The sequence below is a fragment of the Rosettibacter firmus genome (assembly GCF_036860695.1).
Classification (GTDB): Bacteria; Bacteroidota; Ignavibacteria; order Ignavibacteriales; family Melioribacteraceae; genus Rosettibacter; species Rosettibacter firmus.
The window spans coordinates 1,224,902-1,241,956 of record NZ_JAYKGJ010000001.1 but is presented as its reverse complement, the minus strand read 5'-3'; the positions used below and the strand labels follow the sequence as shown (position 1 = coordinate 1,241,956).

General features: G+C 29.9%; 15 protein-coding genes. 12 read left to right on the top strand and 3 right to left on the bottom strand.

Going from position 1 to position 17,055, the window contains the following annotated elements; translation table 11 throughout:
- Nucleotide 1: 1 nt before the first annotated feature.
- The 8 genes from VJY38_RS05315 (at nt 2) to VJY38_RS05280 (ending at nt 12,137) form a co-directional block, all read left to right on the top strand.
- Entirely contained in the window at nt 2–1,006 is a 1,005-nt protein-coding gene (locus VJY38_RS05315; protein ID WP_353679631.1) for a PorV/PorQ family protein, read from the top strand.
- A 47-nt stretch (nt 1,007–1,053) separates the two neighbouring features.
- Nucleotides 1,054–2,244 carry an IPT/TIG domain-containing protein gene (locus tag VJY38_RS05310; protein ID WP_353679630.1) on the top strand — a complete coding sequence of 397 codons (1,191 nt, stop codon included), beginning with the start codon at nt 1,054–1,056 and terminating at the stop codon, nt 2,242–2,244.
- 38 nt (nt 2,245–2,282) lie between these two features.
- Nucleotides 2,283–5,117: a TIM-barrel domain-containing protein gene (locus VJY38_RS05305; protein WP_353679629.1), complete on the top strand. Its 2,835-nt coding sequence runs from the start codon at nt 2,283–2,285 to the stop codon at nt 5,115–5,117.
- 9 nt (nt 5,118–5,126) lie between these two features.
- The gene (gene galB, locus VJY38_RS05300; RefSeq protein ID WP_353679628.1) at nt 5,127–7,541 is read left to right on the top strand and encodes a beta-galactosidase GalB; all 2,415 of its coding nucleotides are present in this window, start codon (nt 5,127–5,129) and stop codon (nt 7,539–7,541) included.
- A 25-nt stretch (nt 7,542–7,566) separates the two neighbouring features.
- Nucleotides 7,567–9,489, top strand: coding sequence for a T9SS type A sorting domain-containing protein (locus VJY38_RS05295; RefSeq protein WP_353679627.1), 1,923 nt, complete (start codon nt 7,567–7,569; stop codon nt 9,487–9,489).
- Nucleotides 9,490–9,737: 248 nt separating this feature from the next.
- Nucleotides 9,738–10,721, top strand: coding sequence for an HlyD family secretion protein (locus VJY38_RS05290; protein WP_353679626.1), 984 nt, complete (start codon nt 9,738–9,740; stop codon nt 10,719–10,721).
- Complete coding sequence (locus tag VJY38_RS05285; protein ID WP_353679625.1) at nt 10,722–11,435, top strand: VTC domain-containing protein; 714 nt, start codon at nt 10,722–10,724, stop codon at nt 11,433–11,435.
- A gap of 30 nt (nt 11,436–11,465) precedes the next feature.
- Nucleotides 11,466–12,137, top strand: a complete 672-nt coding sequence (locus VJY38_RS05280) for a DUF4956 domain-containing protein (RefSeq protein ID WP_353679624.1) — start codon at nt 11,466–11,468, stop codon at nt 12,135–12,137.
- 86 nt (nt 12,138–12,223) lie between these two features.
- Here the strand turns inward: VJY38_RS05280 and VJY38_RS05275 are convergent, their stop codons facing one another.
- Complete coding sequence (locus VJY38_RS05275; protein WP_353679623.1) at nt 12,224–12,673, bottom strand: MarR family winged helix-turn-helix transcriptional regulator; 450 nt, start codon at nt 12,671–12,673, stop codon at nt 12,224–12,226.
- Nucleotides 12,673–13,251: a YceI family protein gene (locus VJY38_RS05270; protein WP_353679622.1), complete on the bottom strand. Its 579-nt coding sequence runs from the start codon at nt 13,249–13,251 to the stop codon at nt 12,673–12,675. Before VJY38_RS05270 ends, VJY38_RS05275 begins: the two co-directional genes overlap by 1 nt.
- Nucleotides 13,252–13,479: 228 nt before the next feature.
- Between VJY38_RS05270 and VJY38_RS05265 the strand changes: the two genes are divergently transcribed.
- The 4 genes from VJY38_RS05265 to VJY38_RS05250 all read left to right on the top strand — a co-directional run bounded on the left by VJY38_RS05265 (nt 13,480) and on the right by VJY38_RS05250 (nt 16,222).
- Entirely contained in the window at nt 13,480–14,898 is a 1,419-nt protein-coding gene (locus VJY38_RS05265; protein WP_353679621.1) for a nicotinate phosphoribosyltransferase, read from the top strand.
- Complete coding sequence (locus VJY38_RS05260) at nt 14,895–15,437, top strand: isochorismatase family protein (protein ID WP_353679620.1); 543 nt, start codon at nt 14,895–14,897, stop codon at nt 15,435–15,437. Before VJY38_RS05265 ends, VJY38_RS05260 begins: the two co-directional genes overlap by 4 nt.
- An 8-nt stretch (nt 15,438–15,445) precedes the next feature.
- The gene (locus VJY38_RS05255) at nt 15,446–15,799 is read left to right on the top strand and encodes a DUF488 domain-containing protein (protein WP_353679619.1); all 354 of its coding nucleotides are present in this window, start codon (nt 15,446–15,448) and stop codon (nt 15,797–15,799) included.
- 108 nt (nt 15,800–15,907) lie between these two features.
- A complete protein-coding gene (locus tag VJY38_RS05250) occupies nt 15,908–16,222 on the top strand; it encodes a cupin domain-containing protein (protein WP_353679618.1) in 315 nt (104 codons plus the stop codon).
- Nucleotides 16,223–16,334: 112 nt separating this feature from the next.
- Here the strand turns inward: VJY38_RS05250 and VJY38_RS05245 are convergent, their stop codons facing one another.
- On the bottom strand, nt 16,335–17,030 hold the full coding sequence (locus tag VJY38_RS05245) for an urease accessory protein UreH domain-containing protein (RefSeq protein WP_353679617.1): 696 nt from the start codon (nt 17,028–17,030) through the stop codon (nt 16,335–16,337).
- Nucleotides 17,031–17,055 lie beyond the last annotated feature (25 nt).

Below are 17,055 nucleotides of genomic sequence, written 5' to 3'. Positions count from 1 at the left end.
AATGAAAACTATAAAGCTCCTGTTGATTTTAGTTTACGTGCTTGCAGGAATTTTACAAGCTCAACAAAAACAAAAATTAGCTCAAAGTGGTTTTCAATTCTTGAGTGTAGTTTCAGATGCAAAAGCTTCTGCAATGGGCGAAGCAATGACCAGTTTACAATTTGGATCAAGTGCATTATTCTTTAATCCAGCTGGTATGTCGGATATGCAAACATTTGTTGATGTATCTGTAAGTTCAAATAAATGGATTGCAGATATCAATCATTATACTTTGAGTCTTGCAATAAATCCTTATAATGGAAATTATGGTGTAATTGGTTTTACTATTCAGAGTGTTGATTATGGTGAATTTTATGGAACAAGAGTTAATAAAGCATCTCCTTTAGGTTATGATGATATTGGTATATTTAAGCTGAGTGCACTTGCAATTGGCATAGGTTATGCAAAACAACTTAGTGATAAATTTAGCGTTGGTGGTCAAATACGATGGGTTCATCAAGATCTTGGAGAAAGTATAATTCCAGTAATTAACACTGGCGTTGATACATCACAGGAAAAAATATCAAATAAACTATCACCACTTGTTTTTGATTTTGGTACACAATATAGAACAGGATTTAAAAGTTTGGTATTTGGAATGTCTGTAAGAAATTTCTCGAGTGAAGTTAAATATGCAAAAGAAGGATTTCAGGCACCATTAGTTTTTACACTCGGAATATCAATGAACTTATTAGATTTGATAAACGAACTTCCATATAATCAATCACTTTATTTAAGTGTTGATGCTTCTCATCATCGTGATCATCCAGAACAGATTAAAGTTGGAATAGATTATAAAATTTTTAATGCATTTTCTATTAGAGTTGGTTACATGTCAAATAACTTTGAAAGTGCATTTACATATGGATTAGGTATTTCTAAATATGGATTTACATTTGATTATTCATATACACCATTTGGTGTGTTTGATAAAGTTCAAAGATTTACTGCAAGATTTTCATTGTAGAATTAAAAAATTTATGAGTTAATCTCTTAGAGTTAAGGGAGAATAAAATGAAGAAAACATTTACAATATTTTTATCAATCATTGTAATTATAAAATTTTTAACAGCATGTAAATATGACGTTGCAGAACCGATGTGGGATAAAGAATTTAATGATGCTCCAATTCCTAAGATAACTCAAGTAATTCCCACACAGGCTTCACCAGGTGTAAATACAATTACAATTCAGGGTGAAAATCTTGATGTTAACGGTACCACTGTATATTTTGATAATATTACAGCTGAAATGGTATCTGTAACACCAGATAAAATTGTTGTAAGAAGACCAAATCTTGTTACTGAAGGTTGCTATATCAAAGTAGTTCCTAATCAAGCTCTTGTTGTTGCTAAATATGGTCCATATAAAATAGATAAGGTTCTGGATAAATATGGTTCGTTTCTGGAAAATCTTCAATTAAGTGCAATTGCAGTTGATAAAAACGAAAATGTTTTTGTTATTGAAACAGCTTCAAGAAATATTATAAAGGTTTCACCAGATGGTCAAAAATCTACTGTTGGAGTTGCATCTCGTGCACCAACAGATGCTAAGTTTGGTCCAGATGGAAAACTTTATATGTGTGGCAATAATCGTTCAATAGATATGACTGATGTTAATACAGGAGTAACAAAAGACTGGTTGAGATTACCTGCTGGAAAAGTTGTAAAGTTTGGCGATTTCGATCAAAATGGATATTTCTATACAGGTGGTACAAGAACTGATCTTGTTATCATTGCACCAGATTTATCATTGAGTTATGCAGGACTTTATTCTGGTGATGAGATATTAGCAATTCGTGTGTTTAATAATTATGTTTATTTAGCATCACGAAAATCAGGAACTCAAGAACCAGCAAAAATATGGCGACATCCAATTCTAAATCCAGGAAGTCTGGGTCAAAGAGAATTAGTATTTGATTTCAGCACAAGCTCTGAATTTTCATCTAGAGCAGTTAGAAATATTGCATTCTCATCTGATGGCAAAATGTTTATTGCTACAGATTCTCCAAATCCATTACTGATTTTAGATTTATCTACAAATCAAATTGATTATTTTTATAAAGGAATTATTCCCCCTTACTGTAAACAATTTCACTGGGGTAATGGAAATTATCTTTATTTAATAATCGGTGATACAGCAGCAGGTCAGGAATGGACAGTTTATCGTGTAGATATGGGAATGGTTAGTGCACCTTATTATTAAGATTTATTATATTGAAAAATAAATTTAGGTGAAATAAAGTGAATAAAATTATCTGCCTGTTTTTTACCTTTTTGTTAATTCAATCCATCTTCCCTTATGAAAAACAAAAAGATGGATTAATATTTCAATTCAAAAAAACAAATGAAACTGATCTACACCTGCTAAAGGTTCAATTGATAGCTGATAATATAGTTAGAATTGTTTCTACTCCATTAAATTCTTTTTCGAATCAGAAGAGTTTAATAATTGAAAAGAGTGATTGGAATTTTTCTAAATGGGAAGAAAAAGAGAATGATAATTTTGTTGAAATACTTACATCGAAGCTTACTATAAAAATTAATAAAGAAAATGGAAAGGTTTCGTTTTTTGATAAAACTGGAAATTTACTTTTAAATGAGCATGCAAACGTTAGCAAAATATTTACTCCCGCCGAAGTAATGGGAGAAAAAACATTTCATATTCAACAAATTTTTGATTCACCAGAAGATGAAGCATTTTATGGTCTGGGAGCTCATCAAAATGGAGTAATGAATTATAAAGGTCATGATGTTGATTTATGGCAATATAACATTGTTGATGTTATTCCTTTTCTTGTATCAAGTAAAAACTATGGAATTCTCTGGGATAACTATTCAAGAACAAAATTTGGTGATATAAGAGATTATCAATCAATTAATAAAGTCTTTACACTTTATGATGCTGGTAATCCGGGTGGCTTAAAAGCAGAATATTTCACCGATGAGAATTTTAAAAATCTATATACAACTCAGATAGAATCAAAAATAGAACATGAACATATTGATGTGAACGATCCTTACCCTACAGGCTTCAATGAAAATGTAAAAGCTGTGAGATGGAGTGGTGAATTAGAAACAAATGATTCAGGAGTGTACAAACTCAGATTATATTGTTCTGGTTATACAAAAATGTGGATTGATGATTCATTAATTGTAGATTCATGGCGTCAAAACTGGTTACCGTGGACACATTTTTATAATATTGAAACAAAACCAGGTCAAAGACACAAAATTAAAATTGAGTGGATTCATTCAGGTGGTTACATTGGTTTAAGAGCATTAAGTCCATCAGAACTTGATTATAAAAAATTATTGTCGTTATACTCAGATGTAGGCGAGCAAATTGATTATTATTTTATTTATGGTCAAAACTTAGATGAAGTTATAAGTGGTTATAGAAAATTAACAGGTAAAGTGCCCATGATGCCTAAGTGGGCAATGGGTCTATGGCAGTGCCGTGAAAGATATAAAACTCAAGATGAATTAATATCTATTGTAAAAGAATTTCGTAAAAGAAAGATTCCTTTAGATAATATTGTTCAGGATTGGTTTTACTGGAAAGAAGATCAATGGGGTAGCCACGAATTTGATAAAGATCGTTATCCAGATCCAGAAAGAATGGTTAAAGAACTTCATGAGAAATATCATACAAGAATAATGATTTCTGTATGGCCTAAGTTTTATGTTGGTACAAAGCATTTTGATGAATTTAAAAAGAATGGATGGCTTTATATGCGTAATGTTGAAGTTGGACAAAAAGATTGGGTTGGACCAGGATATGTTTCTACTTTTTATGATCCCTATAGTGAAGGAGCTCGTAAACTTTACTGGAATCAAATTAACAAAAAACTTTTCTCTCTTGGATTCGATGCATGGTGGCTCGATTCTACAGAACCAGATCTTCAATCGAATCTTTCTTTTAATGAATGGTTACTAAGAATAGGACCAACTGCTCTCGGGACTTCTGCAAGATACTTAAATACATATTCTTTAATGAATTCAAAAGCAGTATATGAAGGTCAAAGAAAAACAAAACCAAATCAACGTGTATTTATTTTAACACGATCAGCATTTGCTGGACAACAAAAATATTCTGCTGCAACATGGAGTGGTGATGTTGCTGCACGTTGGTTTGACCTTAAAAATCAAATTCCTGCTGGACTAAATTTTTCTCTTTCGGGAATTCCTTACTGGACTACAGATATTGGCGGCTTTGCAGTTGAACCAAGATTTGAAAATCCAACCGAAAAAGATCTCGATGAATGGCGTGAATTAAATACAAGATGGTTTCAGTTTGGTGCTTTTTGTCCATTGTTCAGAGTTCATGGTCAATATCCTTATCGTGAAATGTTTAATATAGCTCCAGAAAATCATCCAGCTTATCAATCCATGCTTAAGTACGATAAACTTCGTTATAGATTAATGCCATACATCTATTCTCTTACAGGAATGGTTACACATAAAGACTATACAATAATGCGTGCATTGATTATGGATTTTGGTTACGATAAAAATGTTCTAAATATTTCTGACCAATTTATGTTTGGTCCATCGCTTTTAATTAATCCTGTTACAGAATATAAAGCTCGTCAAAGAAAAGTTTATCTTCCTGCTGGATATGGCTGGTATGATTTTCACACAGGAAAATTTTTTGATGGTGGACAAACTATTATTGCAAATGCACCTTATGAAGATTTGCCAATCTTTGTTAAAGAAGGCTCTATAATTCCATTTGGTCCCGAAATTCAATACTCAGATGAAAAACCAGCAAATCCAATCAGACTTTATATTTACACAGGAAAAGATGCTTCTTTTACTCTTTATGAAGATGAAAATATAAACTACAATTATGAAAAAGGTCTATACTCAACAATTGAATTTATTTATAAAGAAAGTGATAAAACATTAACTATAGAAAAAAGAAGTGGCAGTTTCCCCGGCATGTTGAAGAATAGAATATTTGAAATCGTGTATGTTAGCAAAGAAAAACCAGAGATTATCGATTTTCAAAAAGATCCGGATTTCAAAGTTAATTACAATGGAAAAAAAGTTATCATCAAATTAAACAATAATTAAGAAGGCACTATGAAAAAATTTTTTATTGTAATTTTTTTATTACTATTTGTATTTACAATCAATGCACAAACTAAAATTAGAATAGTCGAAAATTTCTGTAAAGACTGGAAATTTCATCTTGGTGATATTGCAAATGGTAACGATCCTTCCCTAAATGATAATAATTGGCGATTGCTAAACTTACCTCATGATTGGAGCATTGAAGGAGAATTTAGTAAAGATCATCCTGCAACTCCTGGTGGTGGAGCTCTTCCTGGTGGAATTGGCTGGTATAGAAAATCTTTTTTTGTATCCAGCGACGATAAAGAAAAATTATTTTTTATTGATTTTGATGGTGTCTATCGTAATAGCGAAGTCTGGATTAATGGAAATTATCTTGGTAAACGTCCCTATGGTTATAGCTCTTTCAGATATGAACTTACACCATATCTAAAATTTGGTGAGAAAAATATTATTGCTGTAAAAGTAGATAATTCACTTCAACCAAATTCACGATGGTATTCTGGCTCAGGTATATATAGAAATGTTTGGCTTGTAAAAACAAATAAAGTCTTTGTTGATCACTGGGGCACATATATTACAACACCTGTTGTTAATAAAAATTATGCAAAAGTATCAATTCAAATTAAAGTGAGAAATCGTTATGATAAAATTATTCCTGTTGGTGTTAAGACAAGAATAATTAATAGCAAAGATAAAATTGTAGCAGAATCAGAAACTCTTAAAGAAATCAAATCAGATTCTGTAGCAGTGATAAATCAAGAAATAGAAATTGCAAATCCAGAATTATGGTCAATCGAAAATCCAGAACTTTATAAAGCTCTAACTATCATCGAAGTAGAAGGAAAAATATTTGATGATTATGAAACAACTTTTGGTATCAGAACTTTTGAATTTCATCCTCAAAAAGGATTTTTCTTAAATGGAAAACATGTTAAGATAAAAGGAGTGTGCAATCATCATGATTTAGGTTGTCTTGGTGCTGCAATTAACGAAAGAGCAATTGAAAGACAATTAGAAATAATGAAGGCGATGGGAGTAAATGCAATAAGAACATCACATAATCCTCCTGCACCAGAACTCTTAAATCTTTGTGATAAAATGGGTTTTATTGTAATGGACGAAGCTTTTGATATGTGGAAAACTAAAAAAACAGAATACGACTATGCAATGGATTGGGATAAATGGTATAAGCGAGATCTGGAAGATATGATATTGCGTGATAGAAATCATCCTTCGATTTTTATATGGAGTATTGGTAACGAAGTTATGGAACAATGGATTAGAGATGATAGCATTGGTATAGTTCTAACAAAAGAATTAACAAAAATTGTAAAAAATCTTGATCCTACTCGTCCAGTTACAGCAGCATGTAATGGACCTGAACCAGAAAATCCATTAATAAAAGCTGATGTGCTTGACTTAATTGGTTTTAATTATCATCATCATTTATTTGAAGAATTTCCCAAAACTTATCCAGGTAAAAAATTTATTGCAACAGAAACTACATCTGCACTTGCTACTCGTGGACATTATGATATGCCATCAGATAGTATAAGACGCTGGCCAAAGAGATGGGATTTACCACTCGAAGATGGAAATCCAGATAATACTTGTTCTGCATATGATAATTGTAGTGCCCCCTGGGGTTCAACTCACGAAGAAACCTGGAAAATAATTAAGAAACATGATTTTCTTTCTGGAATGTTTATATGGACTGGCTTTGATTATCTCGGCGAACCAACACCATATTCATGGCCATCAAGAAGTTCTTATTTTGGAATTGTTGATTTAGCTGGTTTTCCAAAAGATGTTTATTACATGTACCAGAGTGAATGGACAGATAAACCTGTCCTTCATGTTTTCCCTCACTGGAACTGGAAAGAAGGTCAAATTATTGATGTATGGGCTTATACAAATTGTGATGAAGTTGAATTATTTCTTAATGGAAATTCACTTGGTACTAAAAGAAAAACGGGAGATGACTTACATTTAATGTGGCGAATTAAATTTAGTCCAGGTGTGCTTAAAGCAATCGGAAGAAAAAATGGGAAAGAGATTCTTGTAAGAGAAATTAAAACAGCAAAAGAACCTTATAAAATTGCACTTGAAGCCGATCGTAAAATTATTAAAGCCGATGGAAAAGATTTATCTTTTGTAACAGTAAAAATACTTGACGAAAATAATACACTTGTTCCATATGCAGATAACCTTGTGAATTTTGAAATTGAAGGTGAAGGAAAAATTATTGGTGTGGATAACGGAAGCCAGACAAGTCACGAACCATTTAAAGCAAATTACAGAAGAGCTTTTAATGGATTGTGTTTGGTTGTTATTCAATCAAATGAGAAACCAGGTAAAATTAAGTTAACAGCAAAATCAGAAAATTTATTACCTTCAACAATTGAACTGGAAACCAGGTAGATTCAAATTCTGGAGAAAATTAAGAATGATTAAAAAATTATCAATCATTTTCTTCTTTGGTTTATTACTGAATACAACTGCTCAGCAAATATCAAATTGCTTTCTCGAAAATTCTGAATTAAAATATGCAGAAATTCCTCCTTTTATATCAAAAGAAAAACCAGAAGGAAATCCCTCTGTTACAATAACAGTAAATGTTGCAGATACACTCGGGAGAATATCAAAATATATATTCGGTAATGCACTTGCAGCATGGATAGGAAACGATCCTATAAACGATCCTGTATTCGTAAGACAGGTTCAAATGCTTTCGCCAACACTCATTCGTTATCCAGGTGGAAGCTGGTCAGATATTTTTTTCTGGGATGGAAAAGCTGAAAATATACCTCCTACTGTTTGGGATGGTAATCAAAATAAATGGATTAATTTTACACCACAATTTGGAAAAAATAGCTGGCCTACTACTGTAGATAATTATTATAGAATTTTAGATGAAGTTGCAACCGATGGATTGATTACTATCAATTATAGCTATGCTCGTTATGGAACTGGTGAAGATCCCGTAGCTCAGGCAGCTCACTATGCAGCTCAATGGGTTAGATATGATGATGGACGAACTAAATTCTGGGAAATTGGGAATGAAAATGGTGGCCCATGGGAAGCTGGGTGGAGAATAGATACATCGCTTAATAAGGATGGTCAACCAGAAATTATAACAGGTGAATTATACGGGAAACATTTTAAAGTATTTGCTGATTCGATGCGAAAAGCTGCTGCAGAAAGAGATAACAAAATTTATATAGGAGCACAAATTCTTCATTTCGATGGAACAAATAGCTGGAATGTTGCAGATAGAAAATGGAACGAAGGTGTATTTAAAGAAATTGGTGATGCTGCAGATTTTTATGTAATTCATAATTACTTTGGTAAAAACTCAAATGCTAAGTCGCTCCTCGATATTGCTTCTCAAGTTCCTAAACAGATGATGGATTTTATTAAACTTGATATCACTAAGAAAAATGCATATTTAAAACCAGTTGCAATAACTGAATGGAATATGGATCAATCAGGAAGTGATTTAGGAAAAACTTCTATTATCAATGGTATGCAAGCTGTAATTCTATTTAATGAGTTTATTAAATTAAATTATTCAATGAGTTGTCGATGGTTACTTGCAAATTGGGAAAGTGATGGTATGTTTTACAGGGGAAATAATACATCAATCCCCAAATGGAATCCGAGACCTGATTTCTATTACATTTATTATTTACAAAAATTTACTGGCGACCATTCTGTTAATGCTTCGGTAACCGGAAATAGTGATTTACTTGCTTATGCAACAATTTTTAGTTCAGGACATCTTGGTTTAACTGTTATTAATAAATCGAAAAGTGATTTGTTAGCAGAAATTAAACCATTAAATTTTGGTTTTGGAGATTATTACATTTATTCTCTAACTGGTGGTACAGACAATCCCGATTTTTCTCAATATGTTTTTATAAATCAGTTTGAACCTACTGGCAAAGCATGGGGACCCCTTGAGAATTTAGAAACCATTCCTGCTTTTGCTTATAATTCAAATGGTGGAATCAAATTTAATTCTCCTGCCCGTTCAGTTCAATTTATTTTGATTGAGCCAGGTATTAATGTTTCAATTAAAGAGACAGAAAAAAATTTATTGAATAGAGAAACTCAACTTTTTCAAAATTATCCCAATCCTTTTAATCCTCAAACAATAATAAGTTATCGATTGTCTACAATTAATTATGTTACAATAAAAGTTTATGATATACTTGGTAGAGAAATAAAAACATTAGTTAACGGTGTGAAACATCCCGGTAAGTATGATGTAATATTTGATGGTTCTAAATTATCCGCAGGAGTTTATTATTATAGAATCCAAGCCGGAAATTTTTCTGATACAAAAAAAATGTTGCTTATTGAATGAATTAAGGTTGTCTTAAAAGTAATTCTTTTCTTTCTATTCTAAATGCATTATAGAAAATAAGGATGTCATTTTTATTTAATTACTTTTAGGACAGCCTTTTAGTTTTTTCAATAATAAATGTAAAAAATTGGATATCTTTGTTAAGAACATATTCTTAATTATTGTTAATAATGAATTACTCGTCAAAAAAACTTCTACTTTATTTATTGATCCCATTAGGGATTATAATATTATTCCTCTCATTTTATGTGAAATTTAATTTCTCAATTGAATCAATTGGAGAAGTATTTCCAAAAGAAAAATGGATACTTGAAAGAGGTAATAATGGTCAAATTACTTCACGATTAATTGATTATGAAAGCGGGCATGTTATTCAATATAATCTTAATCAATTTGAAAGAGGTGAGTTTGTATCTCTAAAGTTATCTTTTGATGCAAAAAAGAAAAAATACTTTAATAAGGGAGATACTATACTTACAATTTTATCAAGTAATGTAGAAGAAAGATTATCTGAATTAGAAGGAGAATTTAAAATAGCAAAAGAAAATTTAGTTGCTCAATCAACAGGTCAAAAAGAATCTTTGATTAAAGAAGCAAGGAATAAATTAAATTATATTGAAGAAAAAATAAATCAGCAAAAAATACTTTTTCAGAGAGCAAATTCGTTGTACGAGAAAGATTTAATTTCAAAGCAGGAATTTGAAACGCAAAAATGGTTGCTTGATTTATATGAAATCGAAAAAAACATTTATAAAGCACAACTCGAAAACTTATCTACAGGTGTTAAGCCGCAAGAAATTAGTTTAATAAAAACACAAATTATTGCACTTGAAAACAGATTAAAAATTTTGAAAAACAGAAAAACTAATTTAATAATTACATCCCCTATCTCAGGTTATAAAGAAAATGTTTATTCCCCCGACACACTAATGACCTTAATTAATATTAATGAAGTAATTCTCCATGTTCCAATAAGAATTACAGATCTCGAAGCATTGAAGAACAATCAATCGGTAAATATATTTTTCCCGGATTTAAAGAAGAATTACACTGCTACAATAGTTGCAATAAGTAATGAAGTGAAGTTACTAAATAATCAACAGGTGATTTTTATTTCAATTAAATTAAATAATAAAGAAGGAATATTTTTGCCTGGAATGCTGGTTAACTCTGAAATTAATGTTCGAAAAATTTCACTTCTGGAATCAATTAAAAGATTACTAAACTCATAAATGCAGAGAATCGAATTAAAATATTTAGTTCCAGTAGAACTTAAAGAGAAATTAAAAGAAGATATAATTCCTTATTTTGATTATGATATACATTCTGCTTTAAGTACAAATAAAGTATATACAGTTAGAAGTATTTATCTTGACACACCAGACTTAACATCATATCATGAAAAATTATCTGGATTAAAAATAAGAAATAAGTTTCGTATACGTGGTTATAATGAATTCAATGAAGATGTAAATGTTTTCTTGGAAATAAAAAGAAAAAATGAAAATTATATTTCGAAGAATCGCTTTCCTATTCGGTTCAGTGATGTTAAGGAATTTTTGATTTCACAAGACTTATCAAAAATTGTTAATCATAGCATAGAATATGAAGATAGAATAAAAGCAGCAAAAAATTTTATTTTTTATTACATAGGAAATAATTTACAACCAGTAGTCAATGTTATTTATGAAAGGGAAGCGTTTGAATGTAAATTTGGATCAGGATTAAGAGTTACTTTTGATATGAATCTCAGATGTTTCTTAACAAATGATATCGAAAATCTTTTTAGTAACCAGAAGACAGAATTAATTTTTAATAACTACTTTATATTGGAAATTAAACTTTATAAAGCATTACCTTCCTGGCTTCGGGTAGTAATAAATAAATATAATTTAAAGAAAGAGGCAATATCAAAGTATACATTGAGCGTCGATAAAGTTTTATAAAATAAATAATAAAATTCTTGAGAGAGAGGAATGTTTGAAAATTTACAATCTATTAGTGTATTTCCGCCTACACTAATAGAAATTATTACAAATATATTGATAAGTCTTGTGTGTAGTTTTGTTGTATCTCTTATCTATCGATTTACATATAGAGGACCAGGTTATACGGAAAGTTTTGTCCATTCACTGATTTATTTATCTATTATCACTGCTTTTGTTATAATGGTTATCGGGAATAATCTTGCCCGTGCATTTGGACTTGTGGGTGCATTGTCAATCATTCGTTTTAGAACGGCAATTAAAGATACGGTTGATATAGTTTATATATTTTTCAGTCTCGCAATTGGAATGGCAGCAGGAGTTGGTTATCATAAACTTGCAATTGCTGGAACTATATTGATAGGATTTGTTCTAATTGCATTTTCTAAATTTAATTATAGATATTTCTTTACAAATCAATATATGCTAAGTTTTTCATATCTCAATGATAAACCTTTAACCGAAAGCTTATCGAGAATATTATTGAAATATTGTAAAAGCTATGAAACATTAAACATAAAATCTAATGCGGATGGTAGTATTGATTATAATATTTATTTACGAGTGCATAAAAGATTTGATAGTAAATTAATAATGGATGAACTTCAAAAAATAGAAGGTATTCAAAAGATTAATCTATATTTTGATAGATATAATTATTGATATTAATTCTCTGGAATTACAGAACTAAAGTTTTTAATAAGTTTGAATTATATGCTATACAAATAAACTTTTGGAGAATTAAAAATTCATCCTCTAAGTTTATCAAGTAAATCATTAATGGTTTTAGCTTCTTTTTTTGTTATGTTCTGAAAAATATTGTCAAATGTTTCGTTCAACTTATCGATTTCAGAAAGCAGTTTTAATCCCTTATCGGTAATTTTAACATCAACTTTTCTTCTGTTATTTGGACAAATATTCCTTTCAACAAGTTCTTTTGTAACAAGTCTATCAACCAATCGAGAGACATCACTCATTTTATCGAGCATTCTCTCTTTAATTAAGTTGATACTTGCTGGTTCAGGATATTGACCTCGTAAAATTCTCAGTATATTGAATTGAATTCCTGTAATATCAAACCTGTCGAAGATTTTTTTATGATAATATTGAAGCAAGCTGTGAGTATAAATAATATTCACAGCCAGCTTATGAAATTCATTTCTGAATTTTTTTTGCTTTATTTCTTTTTCAAGTTTCATTATGATTTTATTATTTCTGCGTCTATTATTATATCGACATTTTCTCCAGCAACAGCTCCACCTAATTCAAGTAATGCATTCCATTTGAGACCATAATCAAAACGATTTATTCTTCCTGTAACTTTGAAACCTGCTCGTGTATTGCCCCATGGATCTTTAACAGTACCATTATAGGTTACATCTAATTCTACTTGTTTTGTGAAATTTCGAATTGTTAAATCACCTGTTAATTTATATTTCTTGTCTCCTACTTTTTTAAATGACTTACTTACAAAAGTAATCTTGGGAAACTTCTCAGCATTGAAGAAGTCGTCAGATTTAAGGTGTTTATCTCTCTGTTCGTTATCTGTATCAATGCTATTAACATCAATTGTGAAATTTACTTTGGCATCAGTAAAATCGTCTTTTGTTGTTTCTACTGTACCATCATAACTTTTAAATTGACCTGTAACTTCTGAAATAACCATATGAGCAACTTTGAACTGTACTTTTGAATGTGCTTTATCAAAAGTCCATTTGGTTTGTGCCTGCAGTGATGTGATTGATAAAGCTAATAATATGAATAATAACTTTTTCATTTTACCTCCAATTATTTTTAAATATTATTACTAATTAATACAAATGTTATAACATATATTAAAATTTATTAGTTCAATTACTGTAAAAATATTTATTACTGGTGTGTTTGTATTTTTGTGAGAGAATGAAGAAGGTTTATGTTTTAGCCATAGTTATGTTAGTTATTGTTGTGCAATTTTTTTCATATTTCTATAATTTAATATGTGTTTAATCAAAAAAATCAAATTATGAGTATTATTAAAAAATCACTGGGCTTATATCTTGACTTTTATGAATTAACAATGGCACAGGGATACTTCCTTACTGGAAGAGGTAACTTAAAAGCTAATTTTGATTACTTTTTCAGAAATAATCCTTTTAAATCTGGCTATACAATTTTTGCTGGTTTAAATGATCTTTTTGAATTGCTCAACGATTTTAAGTTTGATGACGAATCAATTGATTATTTAAATCAACTTGGTTTTAAAGATGAATTTATTGATTATTTAAAAAGTTTTTCATTTAAAGGAACTATTTTTTCTGTAAACGAAGGCGAAATTGTTTTTCCGTATGAACCTGTAGTAAGAGTAGAAGGAAATATAATCGAAACTCAACTTATTGAATCACTTTTATTGAATGTAATTAACTTTGAATCACTCATTGCAACAAAAGCAAGAAGAATAAGATACTCGGCTGGTAATAGAAAAGTAGCCGACTTTGGTTTGAGAAGAGCACAGGGACTTTCTGCAATCTTTGCAAGTCGAGCTGCTGTGATAGGTGGAGTTGATAACACATCAAATGTTTTGAGTGCATTTATTTATGATATTAATCCTACAGGTACACAAGCTCATTCTTGGATACAAAGCTTTGAAGATGAATTGATTGCGTTTAGAAAATTTGCAGAACTTTATCCCCAAAATTGTGTTTTGTTAGTTGATACTTTTGATACATTGAAAAGTGGGATTCCAAATGCAATTAAAGTTGCAAAAGAATTAGAAGAAAAAGGTTATAAACTCAGTGCAATTAGACTTGATAGTGGTGATTTAGCTTATTTATCAAAAAAAGCAAGAAAAATGCTTGATGATGCAGGATTGAATTATGTTAAAATAATTGCTTCAAATCAACTTGATGAATATTTAATAAAAAGTCTAATTGAACAGGGAGCTCCTATTGATGCTTTTGGTGTCGGAACAAATTTAATTACAGGTAAAAATGATGCAGCACTTGATGGTGTTTATAAAATCAGTATGACAGATAATAAACCAGTAATAAAAGTATCTGATGATGTAAGTAAAGTTACACTTCCAGGTATTAAAACAATTTTCAGATATTACAATGGCGAAAATAAATTTTATGCAGATTGTATTGCATTAAATGATGAAGATGAAATTGATATCATGCATCATCCTTTTGATATTTATAAACAATGTAACTTAACAGGTTTGAAAAAAGAATTGTTAATTTCTAAAGTGTATGAAAGTGGAAAAGTTTTAATGAACATTAAATCGACAAAAGAAATTGCTGAATTTACTAATTATAGATTTTCGCTCCTTCCCGAAGAACATAAGCGATTTGAATATCCACATGTTTATAAAGTTGGTATAAGTACAAAATTGAAAAACTTGCGAGATGAATTTATTAGAAAAATGAAAGGAGGTGTGAAATGAGAGCTCTATTTATAGTTGATTTACAAAATGATTTCTGCCCTGGAGGCGCACTTCCAACACCAAAAGGTGATATTATAATTCCTGTAATTAATAAAATTATGGACAAATTTGACTTTGTACTTGCATCAAAAGATTGGCATCCTGAAAATTCTGTTCACTTTAATAAATGGCCTAAACATTGTATCCAGGGAACTTATGGTGCAGATTTTCCAGCAAGATTAAATACAGATAAAATTAACAAAATATTTCTTAAAGGAACTGGTGATAAAGATGATGGTTATTCAGCATTCGAAGCCACCAATGAAAATTTAGTTGACTATCTTAAGAAAAATAATATTGATGAATTTTATGTAACTGGTTTGACAGCAGAATATTGTGTAAAGCAAACAGTTCTCGATGCTATAAAATATGGATTCAAAACTTATGTAATAAAAGATGGAGTAGAAGGAATTTATCAACACGAAGATGATGTAGAAAATGCATTTAAAGATATGGAAAATGCAGGTGCAATAATTATAACATCTGACAATATTTCATAAAAATAATTATGATAAAAATTAAACGTGTTTACGATAAGCCATCTGATGATGATGGATTTAGAATTCTTGTTGATAGACTCTGGGCAAGAGGATTAAAAAAAGAAAAAGCAAAAGTCGATTTATGGCTAAAAGATATTGCACCAAGTAATGAATTAAGAAAATGGTATTCGCATGACCATAAAAAGTGGGAATTATTTAAAGAAAAATATAAGAAAGAACTTTCTGGAAAAGAGGATTTATTGAAGCAAATAAAAAAATTAGAAAAAGAACATAAAACTATAACACTTCTTTTTTCTTCAAAAGAACTAAAACTAAATAATGCTCGAGCACTTTCAGAAATAATAGAAGATATATATGATTAAGATTATGAAATAAATATTATAAATGAGGAAAAAATATTTTAATATGCATTTTATTCATCATGTTGAAAATTCTCTTAACCAGCATTTACATTAAAATTAGGTGAAACAATGACAGAAAATATTCAGAAGCAAAAATTGATTGAAGCCATTGCATTTCAAGAAGGTTCAATTGTCAGCAAACAAATAATTAAAAATCAATGTGGTAATCTTACACTATTTGCATTTGATAAAGACGAATCACTTTCTGAGCATACATCACCATATAATGCTTTTGTTTATTTAATAGAAGGAGAAATGGAAATTAAGATTGGAGACGAAATTTATAACATAACAACTGGAGAAATGATAGTTATGCCAGCAAATATTCCACATGGTTTAAAAGCATTACAAAAGTCGAAGATGCTTCTGGTGATGATTAAATAAATTACTTTTTAAACTTCTTGAAATGTTTATTTGAAAAATAAGTTCTTCTATTGACAAGTAATTTTAATAAAGAGATTAAATTGGCAAAGCTATTCAATTGACATAGATGTATTTATAATCCCAAGAATTCAATGGCTAATCCACAAATAAGTATTAAAAAGCCAGCAGCTATAAAAGAGTATTTTTCTAAACTTTCCAGTTTTATTAGTGACAAACCTGAGTATATTGTTATCACTATGATTAACATTGTTCCAATAGTTGTAATTGAGAATATTAACGTGATAATTATTATTGCAAACAAATTGTTTTGTATAGAAGGATAAAGTAAAAGAGGGATTAAACTTTCACAGGGACCAAATATGAAAATAATAAAGAGTATCCATGCTGTAACATTTTTCTTATCAAGTTTTTCTTCAAAATTATTTTTTGTTTTAATCACATCCAGGTTAGAATGATAATTATCAACCACTATTTTAGATTTTTTTCTCCAGCATTTTTTTATACCCAATAAAAAATAAATTAATCCAAAGCATATTAATAACCATGCTGCAATTTCTGCACGAATTGAGTCAATTATTTTTAGACTGTTCAGGGCAAACCCAAATATTATTCCAATGAAACTAATAATCACAGAGCTAAGAATATGACCTATACCACATAAAAAAGTTATAAAGATTGTCTTTTTTAATGACCAATTTCTTGATTTTGCAATTGCTATAAAAGGAAGATAATGATCTGGTCCTAAAACTGTGTGAGAAAAACCTACAAAGGCAGTTGTAATTGAGAGAAATAATAATGAATTATTCATAATAATTTAGATGATAAAAAGATAG